Source organism: Hallella mizrahii, assembly GCF_009695775.1.
Lineage (GTDB): Bacteria > Bacteroidota > Bacteroidia > Bacteroidales > Bacteroidaceae > Prevotella > Prevotella mizrahii.
Genome location: NZ_VUNG01000032.1, coordinates 25,164 through 44,609, shown reverse-complemented (window position 1 = coordinate 44,609; position 19,446 = coordinate 25,164). Strand labels below are relative to the sequence as shown.

Annotated in this window: 21 protein-coding genes; 10 read left to right on the top strand and 11 right to left on the bottom strand. The window is 48.0% G+C overall.

Annotated features, from left to right (window positions below; all coding sequences use genetic code 11):
- Nucleotides 1-85: 85 nt before the first annotated feature.
- The 3 genes from FYJ73_RS11395 to FYJ73_RS11385 form a co-directional block, all read right to left on the bottom strand.
- Nucleotides 86-1,144, bottom strand: a complete 1,059-nt coding sequence (locus FYJ73_RS11395; RefSeq protein WP_154534847.1) for a site-specific integrase — start codon at nucleotides 1,142-1,144, stop codon at nucleotides 86-88.
- Nucleotides 1,141-1,704 carry a helix-turn-helix domain-containing protein gene (locus tag FYJ73_RS11390; protein WP_154534846.1) on the bottom strand — a complete coding sequence of 188 codons (564 nt, stop codon included), beginning with the start codon at nucleotides 1,702-1,704 and terminating at the stop codon, nucleotides 1,141-1,143. Before FYJ73_RS11390 ends, FYJ73_RS11395 begins: the two co-directional genes overlap by 4 nt.
- A gap of 401 nt (nucleotides 1,705-2,105) precedes the next feature.
- A complete protein-coding gene (locus tag FYJ73_RS11385; RefSeq protein WP_154534845.1) occupies nucleotides 2,106-3,440 on the bottom strand; it encodes an ATP-binding protein in 1,335 nt (444 codons plus the stop codon).
- Between the two features lie 984 nt (nucleotides 3,441-4,424).
- Here FYJ73_RS11385 and FYJ73_RS11380 point away from each other — a divergent pair.
- The 3 genes from FYJ73_RS11380 (at nucleotide 4,425) to FYJ73_RS11370 (ending at nucleotide 6,597) form a co-directional block, all read left to right on the top strand.
- Nucleotides 4,425-4,775 carry a single-stranded DNA-binding protein gene (locus tag FYJ73_RS11380; protein WP_154534844.1) on the top strand — a complete coding sequence of 117 codons (351 nt, stop codon included), beginning with the start codon at nucleotides 4,425-4,427 and terminating at the stop codon, nucleotides 4,773-4,775.
- Between the two features lie 748 nt (nucleotides 4,776-5,523).
- Entirely contained in the window at nucleotides 5,524-6,096 is a 573-nt protein-coding gene (locus tag FYJ73_RS11375) for a ribonucleotide-diphosphate reductase subunit alpha (RefSeq protein WP_154534843.1), read from the top strand.
- 9 nt (nucleotides 6,097-6,105) lie between these two features.
- Complete coding sequence (locus tag FYJ73_RS11370) at nucleotides 6,106-6,597, top strand: SLOG family protein (RefSeq protein WP_235899336.1); 492 nt, start codon at nucleotides 6,106-6,108, stop codon at nucleotides 6,595-6,597.
- Nucleotides 6,598-7,028: 431 nt separating this feature from the next.
- On the opposite strand, the gene FYJ73_RS11365 is transcribed toward FYJ73_RS11370, so the two are convergent.
- From FYJ73_RS11365 to FYJ73_RS11335, 8 genes are all read right to left on the bottom strand, one after another.
- Nucleotides 7,029-7,214 (bottom strand): hypothetical protein, encoded by a 186-nt coding sequence (locus FYJ73_RS11365; RefSeq protein WP_154534841.1) that lies wholly within the window; start codon nucleotides 7,212-7,214, stop codon nucleotides 7,029-7,031.
- 108 nt (nucleotides 7,215-7,322) lie between these two features.
- Nucleotides 7,323-7,508, bottom strand: a complete 186-nt coding sequence (locus tag FYJ73_RS11360; RefSeq protein ID WP_154534840.1) for a hypothetical protein — start codon at nucleotides 7,506-7,508, stop codon at nucleotides 7,323-7,325.
- 514 nt (nucleotides 7,509-8,022) lie between these two features.
- Nucleotides 8,023-8,145, bottom strand: a complete 123-nt coding sequence (locus FYJ73_RS16160) for a hypothetical protein (RefSeq protein ID WP_262885124.1) — start codon at nucleotides 8,143-8,145, stop codon at nucleotides 8,023-8,025.
- A gap of 123 nt (nucleotides 8,146-8,268) precedes the next feature.
- Nucleotides 8,269-8,679 (bottom strand): TIGR04076 family protein, encoded by a 411-nt coding sequence (locus tag FYJ73_RS11355; protein WP_154534839.1) that lies wholly within the window; start codon nucleotides 8,677-8,679, stop codon nucleotides 8,269-8,271.
- A 39-nt stretch (nucleotides 8,680-8,718) separates the two neighbouring features.
- Nucleotides 8,719-9,105, bottom strand: a complete 387-nt coding sequence (locus tag FYJ73_RS11350) for a hypothetical protein (RefSeq protein WP_154534838.1) — start codon at nucleotides 9,103-9,105, stop codon at nucleotides 8,719-8,721.
- Entirely contained in the window at nucleotides 9,105-9,761 is a 657-nt protein-coding gene (locus tag FYJ73_RS11345; RefSeq protein ID WP_154534837.1) for a ParA family protein, read from the bottom strand. The genes FYJ73_RS11350 and FYJ73_RS11345 overlap by 1 nt, the downstream gene beginning before the upstream one ends.
- Nucleotides 9,762-10,007: 246 nt before the next feature.
- A complete protein-coding gene (locus FYJ73_RS11340) occupies nucleotides 10,008-11,339 on the bottom strand; it encodes an ATP-binding protein (RefSeq protein ID WP_154534836.1) in 1,332 nt (443 codons plus the stop codon).
- A gap of 202 nt (nucleotides 11,340-11,541) precedes the next feature.
- Complete coding sequence (locus FYJ73_RS11335) at nucleotides 11,542-12,162, bottom strand: recombinase family protein (RefSeq protein WP_154534835.1); 621 nt, start codon at nucleotides 12,160-12,162, stop codon at nucleotides 11,542-11,544.
- 412 nt (nucleotides 12,163-12,574) lie between these two features.
- On the opposite strand from FYJ73_RS11335, the gene FYJ73_RS11330 reads away from it, so the two are divergent.
- The 7 genes from FYJ73_RS11330 to FYJ73_RS11300 all read left to right on the top strand — a co-directional run bounded on the left by FYJ73_RS11330 (nucleotide 12,575) and on the right by FYJ73_RS11300 (nucleotide 19,438).
- A complete protein-coding gene (locus FYJ73_RS11330; RefSeq protein WP_154534834.1) occupies nucleotides 12,575-13,573 on the top strand; it encodes a hypothetical protein in 999 nt (332 codons plus the stop codon).
- A gap of 66 nt (nucleotides 13,574-13,639) precedes the next feature.
- On the top strand, nucleotides 13,640-14,071 hold the full coding sequence (locus FYJ73_RS11325) for a hypothetical protein (RefSeq protein WP_154534833.1): 432 nt from the start codon (nucleotides 13,640-13,642) through the stop codon (nucleotides 14,069-14,071).
- An 8-nt stretch (nucleotides 14,072-14,079) separates the two neighbouring features.
- Nucleotides 14,080-14,508 carry a hypothetical protein gene (locus FYJ73_RS11320; RefSeq protein ID WP_154534832.1) on the top strand — a complete coding sequence of 143 codons (429 nt, stop codon included), beginning with the start codon at nucleotides 14,080-14,082 and terminating at the stop codon, nucleotides 14,506-14,508.
- Nucleotides 14,505-15,035 (top strand): hypothetical protein, encoded by a 531-nt coding sequence (locus FYJ73_RS11315; protein ID WP_154534831.1) that lies wholly within the window; start codon nucleotides 14,505-14,507, stop codon nucleotides 15,033-15,035. Before FYJ73_RS11320 ends, FYJ73_RS11315 begins: the two co-directional genes overlap by 4 nt.
- 98 nt (nucleotides 15,036-15,133) lie before the next feature.
- Complete coding sequence (locus FYJ73_RS11310; protein ID WP_154534830.1) at nucleotides 15,134-16,189, top strand: hypothetical protein; 1,056 nt, start codon at nucleotides 15,134-15,136, stop codon at nucleotides 16,187-16,189.
- Nucleotides 16,190-16,667: 478 nt separating this feature from the next.
- Nucleotides 16,668-18,122, top strand: a complete 1,455-nt coding sequence (gene mobV / locus FYJ73_RS11305; RefSeq protein WP_154534829.1) for a MobV family relaxase — start codon at nucleotides 16,668-16,670, stop codon at nucleotides 18,120-18,122.
- A 65-nt stretch (nucleotides 18,123-18,187) separates the two neighbouring features.
- On the top strand, nucleotides 18,188-19,438 hold the full coding sequence (locus FYJ73_RS11300; RefSeq protein ID WP_206081767.1) for an OmpA family protein: 1,251 nt from the start codon (nucleotides 18,188-18,190) through the stop codon (nucleotides 19,436-19,438).
- The last annotated feature ends 8 nt before the right edge of the window (nucleotides 19,439-19,446 follow it).

Here is a 19,446-nt window from a genome sequence, read left to right as displayed (position 1 = left end):
ATTGGAGAATTATAGAAACCTATTGCCAGACCGTTGGCAACCTTCCACAAAAGACTAACAAAACTGGGCAAGCCTCCTCTCTTGATCAGTTTTTTTGTGGCAATACGTGAATACCGATACGCTTACTTTGCAATCCGGCAAATACGAGTTGTTCCTCATCTTCAGGATGCTCGCCACACAAGGACAAAGCCTGATCGGAGATAGGCAAATAAGCATCTTTCTTCGTCTTTATCTGCGACAAGTCGATACGCCAGCCGCCATTGCTCGTTTGAGAGAAATATTTCCATTTGAGTTTACTGATGTCTATATGCCGTAGTCCTGTAAGAATAGAAAAGAACGAGGCACGTCTCAGCACCTCATTCTCACAAGGTGTCTCAGCCAACCGCTTCACCTCCTCGAGTGAGAGTGTAGCGCGTACCTTATCCTCAGTGGGGATACCCTTCACCTTTGCACTCATATCGATGGTAAGGAACTCATCAATGAAGGCTTGTTTAAGTCCGGCCTTGACAATGGAAAAATAGGTGGATGCTGTATTCCGGGAGATAGTGCCCTTCTTCCTGCCACCGAGCGGGGCACGCAGGAGGAACATTTTAATGTCTTCCAATACTCTCACAGAGATGTTCTTGAAAGGAAGCGGCTTACCTTCCGAATAGATTCTGAGCAACTCACCAACTCTACACCAGTTCACGATGATGGCATCAGAACTGTTTGGATGCCGTTTGTAGATGATGTCATTGAAATACTTGATGAAGTCTTGTGCGCTTCGTTCCTTCTGCTCCATGATTTCCAATTCTCGGTCAGAATACAGCGCCATGCTGTCATATTCATGCTGACGCATCTTTCTGACATTGTCAGCATAGATACAAGCCTCTTGGTCCAAACGTGACTTGCATTGAATGATGCCATTCATGTCGCGCTTGGGCTTGTAATTGAACGAACCGTCAGGCAGGATGCGCGCAACGGACGAGACATCCCATACGGGAGTCGAGATGGTGCGATTGAGGGCTTCGATCACTCTCTTTGCCTTGGCCTCGCCACGTTTATATACGGGATAGGACTCAATGAAGAGATACCACTCATCAGCATGGTGAACCGATTTCCTAAGTTTGACGGTTACCTTGGTGTTGACTAATGCTTTTCTCATTTCACTTCTGATTTATAGAGGTTATCAATTTCTTCCTTAGGTACGTAGACGAAGTTGCCTATCTGCCGTGAAGGAATGGAATATTTCCGGATGTGCGACCATACTGTACTGTCGTCAACATGATACCGGTTACATATCTCACCGATGGTGTAGCAATCTCCCGGCTCCATGCTGTATTTCTTTGGAACCGGTCTCGTTTTCTCAGCATTACTTTCCGTTCTGGTGAGGAACATTGCTTCCAAGGCCGAGCGCTTGATTCTGGTCAGCCTTTTCCCTACATTGATAGCTGGTACAGTACCATTCTTTATGAGCCGGTAGAGCGTAGTCCGCTCCACACCAAACATCGCCACGGCCTCCCGCACCGACAGATACTCCCTTATGTCGGGAATATGTAGTGCCAGTTGCGTGAGCTTCTCTTCCTTCCTTTGCGCGTCTCTTTTGCGCTTCCAAGCCACTTTGCTGCATTTGGGCGAACAATAGAGACTGTCAAGAGTCTTGGCAATAAACACCTCGCCACAGACCTTGCACTTGCGTTTAATCTCAAATCCGATTGCGGGCATAATATCTACTTTTAAGTATGTATTAGTATGTATTGGTGGGAATAAGTCCCACATTATCTACTTTTTTGTTGTGTCGCAAATATGTTGCAAATAAGCCATAAACAAACACATATCAAAGGCATAAGAACCAAGAACCCTATAAACGCAAAATGCGTGCAACTCATTGAGCTGCACGCATTTGCATGTTGTTTATTATCGTTTTTCCTGGCGGCATTATTTCACCTCCTCAAAATCAAACGGTATCTGTAAATCAACTACATACTGAATGTCGTCGTCCCGCCCGTGTTAATCAAGTTTTGACCCTATCAGATCCTTTGATAACGGAACGTGGCAAAGTTACGCATTTTAAATCAAACTTCCAAGAGAATCTCAGAGTAATTGATAAACAAAAAAGAGGTTTCCTAAAGGTTGCTGCCCTCAATGTATGCAATGTAGTCATTCAGGAGAAATGGAATCACACCAACATAGATAACTCCATCTTCATCTGTCCACAACTTTTGATTACCATCGAGGACAACAATCTTGCGGAAGAAGTCACCTGTGTTGTGAAGGGAGAAAGTCTCTTGCGCTTTCTTTTCTGGAGAACTGACATTCAATGCAGACTGTATATAAACCTTCTCATTGCCAAGGTTGACTACAAAATCAATATCATATTGTCCTTTGTTTCGTATGCCATTGTTCATCCGCTGAACCTCTACAACACCGACATCTACGCGATACCCCCGGTGGATAAGCTCGTTGTACAGCATGTTTTCCATAAGATGAGAGCGCTCCTGCTGGCGGAAATTCAAACGCGCGTTCCTCAAGCCAAGATCAACAGCATAATATTTTTGAAGAGAATCAAAGTATTTTCTGCCCTTGACGTCGTATCGCTTGGCGGCACTGAACAGGAATGAATCCTCCAAATAATCCAGATATGACTTGATGGTGTGGTCTGAGGTGTTTTTGTCAAGAAGTGTAGCTGCCGTGTTTGCAAGTTTATGCGGATTAGTCAAAGAACCGACAGAAGAGCAAAGAGCATCTATCAATGCGTTCATTACAGCATCATTCTTCAGATGGTACCGTTCAACAATGTCCTTCATGTACACGTTGGTGAACAAATCCTGGAGGTATTTCTGCTTCTCTTTCTCATCCGTCTCAAGAACGGCCAAAGGCATTCCTCCATATGTCAGATATTGTTCCAAAGCATCGGCTTTGTCCAACTTCGAATAGGACAGAAACTCATCGAAAGACAATGGCGCAACCCTTATCTCTGACCCGCGGTCGCGGAAATTGGTCACAATGTCCTTTGAGAGCATCTTAGAGTTGGACCCGGTAACATATACATCGAGATTCCTGCAGGCCATCAAGTCATTGAGCACGTCATAGAATGTGGTGTAAAGCAAGTCACGATCCTCCTCTGCAACCATCGACTCATCCAATTCTTTGTTCTTAACCTTCAATGACAGTTGAATCTCATCAATCATCACATAATATTTCTTGTTCGGATCCTTGGTAAGCTCTTTAATGTAGTCATAGAGTACATTGGGATTTCTGAACTTCAAGTCAGATTTTCGGTCCAACGCTATCTCTACGAAGGAATCCTTTGGGACACCCTCATCTATCAGAGCCTGCTTATATAGTGTATTGAGCAAGAAGGATTTGCCGCAACGCCGGATGCCAGTGATGATTTTCACCTTGCCGTTCCACCGCTTATGCATGAGCAAATCTATATAATGACTTCTATTGATAACCATACCTTAAAACTTTTGTCGATTTATGTCAACTGCAAATTTAGGGGTAATTGCACCTGTTTTTGCAGTACAAAGGTAAGATAAATATCTTGTATAAGCAAGGCTTTTGAATCTTTTAACTGCAATTTTAGTTGCAATTGCACGTGTTTTTGCAGTTGCCTTAGTACTTCATTGATGCTTATTTGCTTATTTTTTGCAGTAGTCTTTGTGCTTCATTTGATGCTTATTTGTAATTCTTAGTATTTGCAGTTGTCTCGCCTTAAAAAAAGAAGAAGCCAAGGGTTCACTCTCAAATGAGTTCAGTCACTTCAGTATATATATACGAGGAGAGTGAGTGAAGTGATGTACCCTTATAGCAGGAGTGCACAGCGTCAACTGGCTCGTTTTTACCCTTCTTCTGAAATGAAGCCGGAAGCCAAAGCACCTTCTCCTTTTTCATCTGTTAGGCTACCATTCACCTCAGTCATTGCCCTTCCAACGTACAGGCTTTGTTGAACCTACAAATGCAGTGACGGCTGCGGTCTTGTCGCTCCTCTTATTGCGTCCAGCGGTCTCTACTCCCTTGGAGGCTTCCCCGTTGACAGCGTGACACATCGTCTTTGCTCCTCACATGCCTTTCGGCACCCTGACTGTCTCTATTTCTTTGGAGCTTCTCCACGATTGATGGGCTGGTGGCAGTTCTTGAGTTGGCTGACAGCTCACCACGCCTTAGCCATGATGGCCTACTCGACCTGACCTTCCGTTTTCTCGATGAACTGCCAAAGCCACTCGTTTTTTCCTATGCAAATTTACGGCGAAGCTGCGCTGGACTACAGTCCGCTTGTGTGGTCGTTTCACTCTGCCAATAAAATAAGCGGGAATCTTCCTTTTTCTTTTCTGCGCAAACAAAAAGAGTATTCCGGCTGATTTTCATGGCTTGTCCACAGTGACCCTTTGCCGTTTTGATTGCATGTAAAAAATTTCGTTTCACTTTTAAATTCATCGATTATGAAAACTTCAAATCAAGTCATCGTATCAGGCCGTCTGGCCCAGGACGCAGAGATCCGTCAGTTCGCCAACTCAACGAAAGCCACCTTCGCTCTTGCCATCAGTCGTACGGAGAAGCGCGGTGAGGAGACAGTCCGCCCAGTTGCCTATCAGCCCTGCGAGGTATGGCGCAAGAACGGTACCACGGAGTCCTTCGCCCAGCTCACCAAGGGCACCCTTATAGAGATTTCCGGCTGGATTCGCCCTGAGGAGTTCATCGACAAGACCGGCACTCGCCGCCACCGCATCATCTTCGTGGTCAACAAATTCACGCCTGTCCAGTTGGAGGGCAAGAAGACCGAGGGTGAGTAGCGGCTACCGCCTCTACGGTTTCTAAGGAGAAGGTTGCTTCGGCTTCCTTCTCTTTTTAAGGTAAAAACTCTGCCTTGACCCTCATCCATGTGCACCTTGTAAGCCTTTTGACAGGCTACTCCAATTTATTGTACTTACATTTTCTCTTTTACATGCACCCACGCCGCACAATAGCCAACTGTTTGCCGAAGGAACCTTCTTGGCAGTTTTGAAAGGATATTGTTGTTCGGTACCTTCGTCAAAGGTCTCGCTGCAGACACTGCGTACAGAGTCTGCTTCGTCGTTCGACCGGCAGTTGGCTGTTGCGCTGTTCCCGCCCTTACTCTTGTATGTACCCGTTCTTCATTTTTATCTTTCTTTTTTTAGGCTCATACTATCCCGTTATGAAACCTATAGTCTCCTCTCGCTTCTACATGTACTTTCCAAGAAATATTGACTTCTACCCTTAACAGCCTGATGAGGGGTTCCGTTCTTGTAAGCTTTCGCTCTACCTATGTTGTAGCAGGAGATTATTCTCCTTTGCCGTCAGCTTTGCCTTGGAGGATATTTTACGCAAAGGTAGCGTCTTGCCTTGCTCAATCACCAAGCCGGGACATGGCCTTGCCACTTGCCGAAAATCTTCCTCGTGCCGAGCGTATTTTCGCCACCCTCACTTGTCTCTTGACGGCCAACGCTTTTCACCAGCGTAAAATATCCCTCCGGCACGCTGAAGCGGCTGCCAAAATGAGGGAAATAAAAATTTACGGCTATGAGAAAGAATTTGGACGAGAACATCAAAAGGCAGTTGGAGAAGAAGATGACACACTTCATCAAGTACTTCCCCGTACGCATCAGAAATGTAGGCGAGGATGCCATCCTCAATCGGCAGCTCATGTGGGACTTCAAGGACGGAAAGGGAGAAGCTACAGAGCAAGTGGCACAGATGACCGCCGACTACCTCAAGGAGGAGTTTGGAGAAAGCGTGACAGACATTCTCCTGGTGACTATCCCTGCAAGCACGCAAGCCAAGAACGAGACTCGCTACAAGAGCTTCTGCAACCGCGTGAGCGAGCTGACGGGCATCGCCAACGGCTACGACCACATCAAGGTGGCGGAAGACCGACTCGCAGTACACGAGCAGCGCAGGAGCAAGCGCATCAGCACGGCTGCAGTGTTGGAGTTTGATGGTGACTTCTTCAAGGGAAAGAAGATTGTGTGTTGGGACGATTGCGTGACCACCGGCATCAGCTACTCCACCTTCGCCAATAAGTTGGAGGAGATGGGCGGCAACGTTCTGCAAGGTGTCTTCCTTGGCCGGACAAGTTACAGATACAACAAATAAAGCTATTCAATGATGGACAACAAAGATACAAGCAGAGCACAGACGGTGGCCTTCACGGGCCATCGCCTTATCAGCAGTGCAGACAGACCAAGAGTGAAGGATCGGCTTATGGAAGCGATTCTCAGAGCATACGAGGACGGCTATAGGGTGTTCATTAGTGGCATGGCTTGTGGTTTCGACCTCATGGCAGCTGAGTGTGTGGTGGAACTAAAGTCAGAGCGCCCCGACATCACACTGATGGCAGCCATCCCATACAGAGGTCAATGTGAGCGATGGCGCAAAGCAAGCCAGTTGAAGTATTGGGAGCTGCTCCATAAAGCTGATGAGCAGATAGTCTTGTCTCCAGACTATAGGCCAGACTGCTTTTTGCGGCGTGACAGATACATGGTGGAGCATGCCTCTCGTCTGATAGCTTACTTTAACGGCATACCCAAGGGAGGAACATTCTACACCGTCAATGAAGCGAAGAGGCAGGGCGTGATGGTAGAGAACATCTATTAGAAATCCAATTCGATGCCTTGATAGGTACATCGGCGGCAACGGGGCCCTTCCCTTTGCCGCTTTCCCTAATACTTATTACAGTACCTTTTGCTTTAGCCTTGATGACCAATCTTCTTTGTTATGAAATATCACTTTCATTCTAACATTCGTCCACCACAAATTATTTGCACCCACGCCAAGGCCCTGACCGCACTGTCAATTTGCTGATAAGGCTCTGCATGGCTACCGACTTCGCTGGCTACCATGAAGAGCCACCTCGGCAAAGGTGCTGCTACAGACCGAGTGGATGGCTGTCGTCTCCGGGGTGTGAGGCTACGCTTCACTACCCTTCGCCTTTAGCCATGCACTCCGTCTGTTCTTCGCATCACTAGTTGACAGGCAGTCAGAACCTGCCCTATCCCTTCTTTCTCTTTTTAAGGCTATCCCTTCATCTACTCCGATAGATTTGCCTCATGTACTTGCACCCACGCCAAGGTCCTGACCGCACTGTCAATTTGCTGATAAGGCTCTGCATGGCTACCGACTTCGCTGGCTACCATGAAGAGCCACATCGGCAAAGGTGCTGCTACAGGCAGAGTGGATGGCTGACGTCTCCAGGGAGTGAGGCTACGCTTCACAACCCTCCGCCTTTAGCCATGCACTCCGTCTGTTCTTCGCACCACTGGTTGACAGGCAGTCAGAACCTGCCCAATCCCTTTCTTCTCTTTTTAAGGCTATCACTTCTTCTACTCCGATGGATATGCCTCATGTACTTGCACCCACTCCAAGGCCCTGACCGCACTGTCAATTTGCTGATAAGGCTCTGCATGGCTACCGACTTCGCTGGCTACCATGAAGAGCCACATCGGCAAAGGTGCTGCTACAGACCGAGTGGATGGCTGTCGTCTCCAGGAAGTGAGGCTGCGCTTCACAGCCCTTCGCCTTTAGCCATGCACACCGTCTGTTCTTCGCACCACTGGTTGACAGACAGTTAGAACCTGCCCAATCCCTTTCTTCTCTTTTTAAGGCTATCACTTCTTCTACTCCGATGGATTTGCCTCATGTACTTGCACCCACGCCAAGGCCCTGACCGCACTGTCAATTTGCTGATAAGGCTCTGCATGGCTACCGACTTCGCTGGCTACCATGAAGAGTCACATCGGCAAAGGTGCTGCTACAGACCGAGTGGATGGCTGCCGTCTCCAGGGTGTGAGGCTTCGCTTCACAAACCTCCGCCTTTAGCCATGCTCTCCGTCTGTTTATCGCATCACTGGTTGACAGGCTGTCAGAACCTGCCCCAGCCCATTCTTCTCATTATAAATATTCTCGCCCTTATAGGATAAAAAGCAAACTAAGGGGAAGTAAGCGAGAGCCCCTTATGTCGCTTCTTAATGAAAAAACGACAGTATGACAAGCAGGCTTTCTTGTCATGCCTGTGTATCGCTGTTACTTGTCAGGATGCCATCCTCCGCCATTCTTAGGGAAAAAGAACCTAAGGATGAACTTGAGGACTGCACCAATGACATAGACTGCGACTATCGCTTCGAATATTGCTGCTAACTCTTCCATATTCTTATCTGTTTACGGGTTAGGATATATTCAAAGTTACTAAATTCCAACGAATTACGCAACTGTTTGATGTTAATAATCAATAAGGTTGGAAACTTATTTTCATAGAGGATGCAGGGCGGTTCATCCGGTATAGGCATCCTCTGCGCTGTTCTTGAAGTTCTGCTTTTCAAGCCACTCCTTCTCATCCTCGTTCTCGGGTATGTCGATGCGCTCTATCTTGAAGATGACAGGGCGTGTGCCGTCGTTGCAGCAGGCTATCATCATACGCTCATCGTTGGCCCAGCCGTGCATGATGCTGCCGCCCTGCAGGGCGGTATAGACATAGCGGCTTACGGCATCCCATGCATCTCCGCAGAACTTGCCGTTCATCAGATGGTAGAAGTCGTCCTTCTCCGGCGTACGGTCAAGCACGAACGTGTCGCCAGGCTTGAAACACGGACATAGTCCCGACTTGGGGTCGGCGAGATACTTCTCCTGGAGTTCTGGAAACACCTTGGTTTCGAGAACAGTTATTTTGCATTGATGCCTCATGTTGTTTGATGTGACAAGACAATGTGACAGGTTTAACGTCTACAATTGGTTGAGTTTCTCCTCGTTTTCCTGGATGTAGGTCATGATGATGGCTGATGCCAGTGCACGAAGAGGAATGGTGCGCTCCGCATTAAGGCGAATGATCTCCAGTTTCTTCTTCACTTCCTTGGGCAACCATATCGCGAAGCCCTGCTCATTGAGTCCCTTGTACTTGGAGATATTCTCCTCCAATGTCTTGATGCTTCCACGACGACGCTTGGGCGTTGCCTTCACGTCACCGGTTTCAGATACTTTATTTTCTTCCAAAGCCTCGACAGTCTGCTCGTCCTGAGCTGAGGGGCTATCGTTTGTCATGGAGCGGACGATTTCGTCGAGTCCCATTCCTGCCAGGGGATTGGCGGTCTGCGGTTTGTTGTTCTTTGCCATTATTTCTTGATGTCTAAGGTTTCCATTATTTTGTTAAACGCATTCTCCACTGCATCACGCTGCTTGGAGTCCATGGAATAGAGGGTGGTGTATCGCTTCACGGCTACACACTGTTTCACCTGTGGCACAACGGTGCCGACCAGACCAAGGAACTCTATAGTACTGGCGCGTTGATGCAGTTCGTCGGCACGTTTCTCTGCCGGGTTGATACGGTTGGGAATGAATACCAACTGTGCTTTGGAAATTGTCTTGAAGGCTTTGATGAAGATACCTGTCGCATCCACGGTGTCAGCATCAAATGACATGGGGATAACGGCACCATCCGCGGCTTTGTAGATAATCTCCAGATTACGGTCATTCAAGTTGCCGGGGCAGTCAATCAACACAACACCTGGTACCTCTCTGAGTTTCTCCAAGACGGAAGCCACGTTGTTGCCGTCACTCGTATTGAGCAGTTCCACGTTCCAAGGAGCCTGCACGTCAGGATCCGCATCGGTCTCACGCTGGCGATGACGGAACAGTGAAGCCTGAAGGTCTGCGTCAATGGCGATCACAGGGATGCCATTCTCTGCCAAATAGCTGGCAAAGAGCGAGCACAGAGTGGTCTTACCTACACCTCCCTTTATGTTGCTGAAAAGGATGATTTTGTTTTGCATTTGTCGTCCAATTAGAATAATCTTTTTGTCAACGCAAATTTACTACAAATCATTTACATACACAAATTTATCACGTTAATAAAACTATAAAGCAACACTATTATTTTATATAAAAATGATAGATAGATAAAAGTTATTTATTAGCTTGCAAGTTCTTTATCTTATGTATTCTATATAGAACAAGAAAGCCAGTCCAAGAACGGACTGGCCCATATTATTTCTTATCTGAATATTTACATGACATCATCAGACAAATGATGTCATGTAGACTGGAAGCAACAACGTCTCCTTGTCCTTCTGAAGATCCTTTGTGTAGATAAGGTATCGTTTATCTATCAATTGCGAGAACTTCTTGCAAAATTCATCAAGTGACTTATGGGTATTGTAACCTGAAGATTTAACCTCTATGGGATGAAGCTTTGTCCCGCGGGATAGCAGGAAATCAATCTCATAGTTGTGTGTGGCGTCTTTCGGCCATGTGTAGTAGAACAGCTTATTGCCTGCTGTTGCCAGCATCTGTGCTACTACGTTCTCATAGACATAGCCAAGATTAGCACTGAGTTTGTCACTCAGCAGCTTCTGATAAATGATATTCTCCGTGTGTTCCTTATCCCAAAATGCCAATGTAATGAAGAGTCCCGTGTCAGCACAGAATATTTTGTATTTCGAAATATCCTTCGTAAGTGACATGCCTACATTGGGGTCATTGGAGTGGAAGGAGAAAAGAACGGTCTTGCTGTCCTCCAAATCTTTCAACAACTCCAACAACTTTTCCTCACCTACCGTGCCAAGAACAGTGTAGGGCTTGTAGCGATTGCTATTTTGACTCAGTTGGGACGGAATCTCCATATAAAGAGTTTCAAGCCGTCCCGTGGGATCAAGCTTTTGGAAATCGTCCTGATAGATCCGGATGATATTGCGCTTCATCGTGTCCACCATACTGAGATTGTTTGTCTCTATGTAGGTGTCCACAGCCTGAGGCATGCCGCCGACAAGCATGTAAAGCCGGAACTCGCGCATTTTCTGCCGGTGGGCAGCGGCCAACGGCAATCGCTTTTCGAAGAAAGTGTGAAGCAGCGGCATCGTCGCAGTGTCACCCATTGCCCAGCGGAACTCTTCGTAGTCCATTGGATATAGTGTGACCCGTTCTTCCTCACTGGGTATTGTAATGCTCTTGGTATTCTTTTTAATGCTGATAAGTGAGCCTGTCTCTATGTAGTCATACCGGCCGTCCTTCACCAGATATTTGATGGCCTGACGTGCAAGAGGACAGTTCTGCACCTCGTCAAACACGATCACAGACTTACGCTCCTTAAGAACCACATGATAGATGGACTGGAGCTGCAAGAAAATGAAATCCATGTCCATCAAATCATCAAACAAGGCCTTCACCTCTTTGGAAGCCTCGTTGAAGTCAATGAGAATATACGACTCATACTCGTTCTTGGCAAACTGTTTGACGAGAGTGGACTTACCCACACGACGCGCCCCTTCCACCAAGATGGCCGTCTTGCCATTTTGCGACCGCTTCCATTCCAAAAGACGGTCGTAAAGCTTTCGTTTGAATATCCGTTCCATCTTATTTAAAACCTATTGCTTTTGGACGCAAATTTAGCATGTTTCCTTGAGTTACGCAAATGTCTTTGCCGAAAATATCAGAAAATACCAAAATTTAAATTGCCAAATTATCAGAAAATACCAAAATTCAAATCTCGGAAACATTAGAAAATACCAAAATGTTTGCAGTAGCTTTGTACTACCCCCCTTTTTGTAGACAAAATCAATCCTTCTTCTTTCTCGGCCCCAACGGTCCACTGAACTTGCCTCTGTTCAGCGTCACGCCATGCCGGTTGAGAACGCGGAAGACCGAAGCCCTGCTTGAATAGCCGCTCGCCTTCCAGATGTCGTCGATGGCATGGCCTTGGTGGTACATGTTGACGACAGTCTGCTCACGGTGTGATTTGGAAGACACATTGAGTACCCGGGCTTTGGCTGCATTTTGAAGACGGATGATATGCGCTTTCTGCTGTCTGAGCGCTGCCGTCTCTTCCGGTAGTGCTCCCAGGACATTCAGCACATGTGCTGCACTGGTTTGTGGGAACAATGTTCCCTCAGAGTCGATGCGGTCTCCAATGGAGATAAGTCTCACAACCTTTACACGACAGTATTCAATCAGATTAGACAGGTCAATAGTAGAGCGCACGGCATTACTGAACTTGCCTACGACAAGTTCGTCACCCCGCTCAAGAAGTTCCAAAAGTTGTTTCCACCTTGGGCGCAGTTTCTCGTCCGAGGGCTCCTCTATCATCACCCGGACGCAGCCATATTCATCCATCCATTCTTTCACTTCATCGAAAGTGTTGTCCTCTTCCGCACGGTACAGGTAACCGATCTTTGCCATAGTCTTATTTGTTGATGTGTTTTGATACTCTACAAAGATACTGATATTTCTTCTGAAAACAATGATAATCAACAAATTATTTACGAAATAACAAGACCTTACCGTTGTCTTTTTGTCATATTGTGTGGTTTTATGTTTTGTTATGTTTTCAGAATCGAAAGAAATATTAATGCCGGATTTTCGCTTGCTAAATTACAAACAAATCACATTACCTTTATGGTGGCAAAAGGAACAAATCCAGTACGCTGACAAAGTATAAAATGATATTCTATGAACCTTTCAATCTGTAAAACAACCTTTCAAAACCGTCAGGGCCGGGCAGAAATGTGGAAGTGCGTCTCCCTACTTATATTATAAAGGTAAGGGGAGAGGCGTTTCACATGGCTGTCTGGCCGTTTTTGTCATCATGCTCATGGGCTCCATTAGTCTTACACTGACCTCCTGTGGTGCAGACAAGCAGCGATACCATTTCAGTACTGCCCAGGAAGGTATCAACTGCTACCGTGAGTTCTACAAGGAAATGCGCAATGCAAGTGATGATAAGATGACGGCCATTGCTAAGGACATCGCCACATGGCAGGAGCTTGAGGACTCTGTGATGGTGGTGATCCTCCGCGACACGGCAGCCGCACGGAATCCCCACCTCTTTTCCAATGAAACTGTACACAACCTGCATGCCTCAGTACGGGATGAGTTTCTCAATCGCGCCATTGCCAGGCCACGTAACTTGCAGGATGTATTGATTCTTAAGACAGAAGCCAATCGCCTTACCCGTGAGCTGAAGATCAAGGAGGCAATGAAAACCGTCACGCCATTTTTTCTTTCACTGGACAGTGTAAGCATATATCACGAAGACAGCAGACAGCTGACTGACCGGTACCAGCGTTATCTATTTGCTGTCGAGAAGCGTGGCATACACAACAAGGAGCAGTTCCTTTCTTTCCTCAGAGAGGAAGACCGGCTGTACCGCTCGTTCGTCACGCATATTTCGGAGATGGATGGCAAGTCTGTCACGGACATCACAAAATCAACGGAGCATATCTATGCCAGGGTGTCCCGTGAAAAAGCCGGGGGAACAATCTCCTCAAACGAGCTCTTTCTTTTCCTCACCATGCGAACCAACCGGCGGTTGCTTGCCTGTGCACAAGGATGCCTCATGGACATCAAGGCTTCCAAGGTGAAGACCGCTGACCAGCGGCAGGCATATCTATGGATGGTCATACAGCCTTTCTCTGTCATCAATGACTTCGGCATGGCTGTGCTTACAGAAGAGCAAAAAATAGTCTTCGTCCAAATAGCCAAGGATGCGTCATCAATGCTGCCACGTCTCGCCAGCTCTTCGAAGCAGGAGCGTGAACATGTAGAAGCTCTGCCCGGACTAATAGTGAAGATATACATTTCATCCTTGTAATCCCATAGAGTTAAATCCCCATTACCCCATTATTAACCTAAACCGAAAATGATGTTACTACGATTTATGAGTGAGTTTCTCTCCATCATGCCAACACAGTTGCCTGACCTCCTGCCGAGGAAGACCATGGAGGATCCCGTCGTCTATGACGACTATGCCCAACTAACCTTTCACCCATCGAAACAACTTACTATTGCAGAGGTGGCCGACCAGCTGGAGGAGCAGGCTAACCTGACACTGCTCTATCATCGGGTGGTCAGTGAAGGCCTTCGTGGGTGGCAGTGCTGCTGTGCGTTCAGCAAACCAAACAACGGCCGGATGTACAAATTCAACGCCACAGCAGGCGACGACGGCATTGTCGACACCATTACGGTATGCGTCTTCGAGAGCATTGAGGTCATGCGTGGTACGCTGCGTCTTGAACTGCAGATGCACCACAAGGCCGGTGGCATGCGATACGAAATGGGCGAAGCCGAACTTATCAAACTATTCTACTGACACCTAACATGAGAACAGAACTACTCGAAGTGATGGCACAAATCATCACAGCACATTGCTATTGGATAAGGGTGACTGACATAACTCAGCACCATGCTTATGCCTTTGTCCGTGATGGACACCTGATGATGACCACATGCCGTCATCTTACACTGGAAGTGACGCGGTCCCGCGGACTATATTATCTGGGGCACAAGTGGCATGTAAGTGAGGCTGACCTTGACCAAGTATTGTCCATCATGCTCAGAGAAGATCCAAGTCTGCATCGTCGGTGCCATGAGGGTACGCTGACAAAGGAAGATGTGGAAATCCTTGTTAACCGTGCAAGCTACGGCATCATCAGACTTGACATGGTGGACGATGACTATACGCCGCCTGCCTTTTCATGTCATACCAGGAACAACAGAACAAACCCATCAACAAACCATCCACAATGACAAACATCAAAAGAATCATCAGCGCTACTGCCCGTATCATGCAACTGGCAGCTTATATACTTTTGCTGCCATTCCTTGCCAGCGTGTTCTACAGACGCAAATGGAGCATCTGCCAGCGATTCTGTTATGCCATGTGCGGACATCAGGTGTTCAGGATGCTCTATGGTGTCCTATTCGCCCTTGGCATCGCAACGGTCAACATGATTTACATAAGACTGACGCAAAATTTGTCCTATGGCGTATTGACACTGGCAGTCTCCATTCCATTACTTATCCATCGAATTAGACAACCCTTGCTAACGGCCATCCGTGGCAGCCGACAGCAACAGTTCTTCTTCATGGTACTTTCACTATCCGCACTGTTCACCCCACACATGCTCTCGTTTGCTGCGAGTCTCTATCTTTTTTGGGTGGCAGCAATCTTCTATCCGTCGCATGAGGCAATAGGAAAGTTCCAGACTCTGACAAATATTCATTTCTACAACCAATGCCCGGACAAATTGGTTGAGATGTATTTCGACAGATGACCTGTCTCCCATGTCACTGGCCCTGGCATGGAAGACTGTCTTTTCCTCATATCCTCACCATTCCGAATTTCTTCCATTTACATTTCAGACTAAATAATATGCGTAAAGGAAATAACAATGATAACTCATCGGTAAAGACCAATCTTGCCATAGTCCATGGCAGCATGGACTTCTTCCGCTACCTGCAAGAGCATTCACGAGATCGGTTCTCACGTTTCGAGGCTTACCTCTACATGCTGGACAAGGCGTGCACGAACTATCGTCCACAGAACATCGACGCCAAGTGGATTCCTGCCATTGGCGATGGACAGTTCTTCATCACGAAGACAGAGCTCGCTGCTGACTGGCACTGGCATCGGGCCACAGTCCGCGACTTCCTCGCAAAGCTCACTGAGTTCGGTTGCATCGTCATCGAAGAGCATCTCAAAGGGATTCTTTGTACGATGACAAGGCTGGTGGTGACCGTCAATCCCAGCGTCGCAATAAGCAGCAGCTTCGAGGCCATGGTTAAGTATGCGATGTACAGCTGGGCTGATGGCAAGCTTTCATCCTCACAGATCATCCGTCTCATTGGACAGATTGAGCGTGGGACCAAGGAGATGCTTGCTGGCAGCATGGTCTCCGGCTATACTAAGAAGCAATTGGAGGACATCACAAGGTTAGCTGTACATTATGCCATCGAGTCCATCATAGCCAGTTACCCGGGAGAGCTCCGGGCATCTAAGAAAATTGGTTGTGACTTTTCCCTCATTGACAAACGTGCAGTGGATTTTTTCGATGGCTACCTTGATGGCAACTGGAAGGCGTTTCTCGCCCTCCTGTTCAATAAAACAGAGGTGGCACTCGACCAGCTCGTGGAGTCCATGCACTTGGATAGTGAAGAACGGGGTGACATCTTCAGAGAGTTGGCAGAAAAGGCGGCTGGTCGTAGAAGTGCTTCTCAAGCCGGGCATGCCGACAGCAACGACGTTTCGGTTCCTCTCCCCGCTGCTCTCCCCTCAGATGATCTTTCTGGACCTTTGAACAATCCCGAACAGGCTGATGCCGACGGGCAGGATGAAACCTCTTCTGAGAACGGTTTTAAGGCTGACGCTTCCGACTCTATCGGCTTTATAGCCAAGGCAGCTGACGCAGACGCAGAAGGTCATTTATAGCCTCTGGGATATTCTCATTATAATGCAACAGAATCGTTCAAGACGACATGTTGTGTCTCTCATGGAAACGCCACCAGGACTTCGCCCGGTGGCAGAGCGGTAAAAACGGATGGCCTTGGGACACTTCGAAGGGGCTTGCCCAGTGCCACCGTTTTTGAAGAGGGGTAACACATTACCCGCGTCACTAACGTTCCTTGGTCTGATGTCCACCAATCAGGGCAGCAAGCTGGGTGACATCGGCTTGGGTGAACAGAGCTTCGCATGGGCTAAAGCATCCCCCTCTTCTAACAATGATAAAAAGCCGTATCGTCATGGGAGGTCACGTGTGTCGGCTGAACTAAGGGGAATAGGTCGTGCGTGATGTGGAGGTTGACAGAATAGTTTCTGGAGCATCCAAGCAGCAAAACCATGTCGGACACGCATGGAAAGACATCCATATCACGCCTTTCCTTTTCCCTCAATTTAACAAACAACGAATATGGCAATACAATATCAGTCCCTCAACTTCAAGGGACGCAAGGGTATGTCCGCAGGACAGAGCCGTGAGCATCAGCGGGCATGGAGCGAGAAAGCCTGGAACATGGCACTCGCCAAAGGTAACTTTGACCGCTCACGGGAGCATCTTAACTTTGAGATTGTCGGTGGCAAGATACAACCCATTGACAAGAGCAAGTCCATCGGACAACGGCTGGCAGAGAACCTGGCAGGAAGAGGCATCAAAGACCCTAATGCCAACCTCGCTGAACCTCGCTACCGCACCATAGGTGACTTCGTGTTCTCGGGGTCGCATGACCGTATGACAGAGCTGGCCTTTGGTAAGCAGCCTGTGGTCATCAAACCTGGTGACAACAAAGAGAACCAAGCCATCCACCGGGAGCCGGAGATTGAACAATGGGCGATGGACATCTACAACTTCGTCTGTGGCAAATATGGCAAGGAGAACGTTATCTCTTTCTATGTACACCTTGACGAGACGACACCGCACGCGCATGCAGCCGTAGTACCAGTGAGGAACGGAAAGATTGACTTCAAGGGCGTTTTCGTAGGGAAGGACAAAATGGAGTACTCGAAGCACATCTCTGCACTTCACGATGAGCTATCCGAGGTTAACAAGCCGTGGGGACTGCAACGGGGCACATCGCTCACCAACCGTGAGTCACGTGGCAGACAGACGTTTGACTATCGACGTCAGCTGGAGCATGACTCCCGGCAGAAAGAGGCTGACCTGGCGGAAGCAGAAGAGCAACTGTCCGCAGCATCACATAACCTGAAAGTGGCAGAGACACGCATAAAGGGTCTGACTTCCATGATCGCTCATCTTGAAGAGAGGAAATCCTATCTTGAGAAAGATCTGGCAGAGCTCCGGCGTAAGATGAATGTCACAGCAGGAGACCGTGACGCGCTACAGAAGCAGATAGACGAGAAACTGGCGGCCATCGCTGAGGTCGAAGCCTCGCTGGCAGATAAGAACGCCAAACTGGAGAAGGCTAAAGAGCAGCTGGAGGAGGCACGGGTGGCTAAAGAAGATGTTCAGCACTCACAGACCGTCCTGCAACAGGAAGTGTCGAAACTCTCCAAGGCAGTTTATTCATCGAGTGGCACATTGGTCAAGGAGCAGATGCTCAACATGGTCATTGGTGAGTTCAAGCAAATCCGAGAGTCCCTGCCACCGGAACAGCTGGCAGCATTCAACGATTCCTATCTGGCGTACCTGGCAGACAGGGGCAACGAGATGCTACATTGTGGAGTGCTGCTCTTCGCCCAGCTTGTGAACGATGCGACAACCTTCGCAGAGGGACACGGTGGTGGAAGTGGCGGCAGCGACCTGAAATGGGGACGCGATGACAACGAGGATGACCGTCAGTGGGCCCGCCGTTGTGTTGCCATGGCCAACAGAATGATGCGTCCATCGGGTCATGGGCGAAAACGATAGCTGCTGCCCGGACATGTTAAACAAATCAGTTAAATACGCAAATAGACATGAAAGATAAAAGACTTATGAGGAAAATGAAAGCATTGCTCGCAGTCGCCTTCATTGTGGCTGGGCAATTTCCAGCATCAGCTGCTGGCATAACCAGAGACTCGGCAAAGATCGTACAACACTATCAAACCGACGAATTGCTGAGCACCTTGGAACCAACGTACCTCAAAGAACCGGTCATTGGCTCACCATGGTCACGCAACTGGTTTGCCAGCATCTCTGCCGGAACATCAGTATTTGCAGGATCACCCTTGGGATGCGAGGACATCTTTGGACGTATGCAGCCAGCCCTGCAGGTGTCTGCCGGAAAGTGGTTCACACCATCTATCGGGGTACGTGCTTCTTATCAGGGCTTCGGCTTGAAGTTCATTGATGCCAACATCGCAAAGCAAAGGTATCATGCAGCTCATGCAGAGCTGTTGTGGAATGTGGTAGGAGTGAATCCGAGTGACGAGCTGGGGCTCCACCGCTGGACAGTAGCTCCATATCTCGGTGGCGGTATCATCAAGCATGAGGGCAACGGCAAGCATCCCTTCACAGTCAACTATGGAGTAATGGCAGCATATCGTCTTGGCCGCCGCTTGTCCGTGAATATGGAATTGGCTGGACTAAACACCTTTCAAGACTTCGATGGGCAAGGCAACTCAAAGAGGTTTGGTGACCAGCTCTTCACTTTGAGTGCCGGACTAACGGTCAACATCGGTAAAGTCGGATGGAAAAGAACAGTGGATGCCAACCCATACCGGCAGCAGAATGAGTATCTCATGGAAACTATCAATGACTTGCTGCATCAGCGTGGACTTCCGTCAGACTCCTTCGACAATACCAATACCAAACATGGCGAGTATAGTGGTCTTGCCTCCCTTCGTGCAAGGTTGGCGCACAAGGACTGGAACGGCAAGGACTCAATAGCCGGACAAACATCTGAGGATCATAAACTCATTGGAGTGCCGTTCTACTTCTTCTTCCGCATCAACACCTGCACACTGACGGATGAGTCTCAGCTACAAAACCTAATTAACCTTGCAAAGGTGGCGAAAGCCTTTAATCTTGACGTATTTGTTGACGGTGCGGCAGATGCTGCCACCGGAACAAGACCTATCAATGATAAACTTAGTGAGCAGCGTGCCAGTTACATAGCACGACTACTTCGTGAGCAAGGCGTTTCCAATGATGCCATCCATTGCACGGCAAAAGGAGGTATCAATAAGTTCACCCCTGTACAGCGTAACCGCCATACAAGGGTGATGATAAAAAGTTCGAAATAAACGTGTTT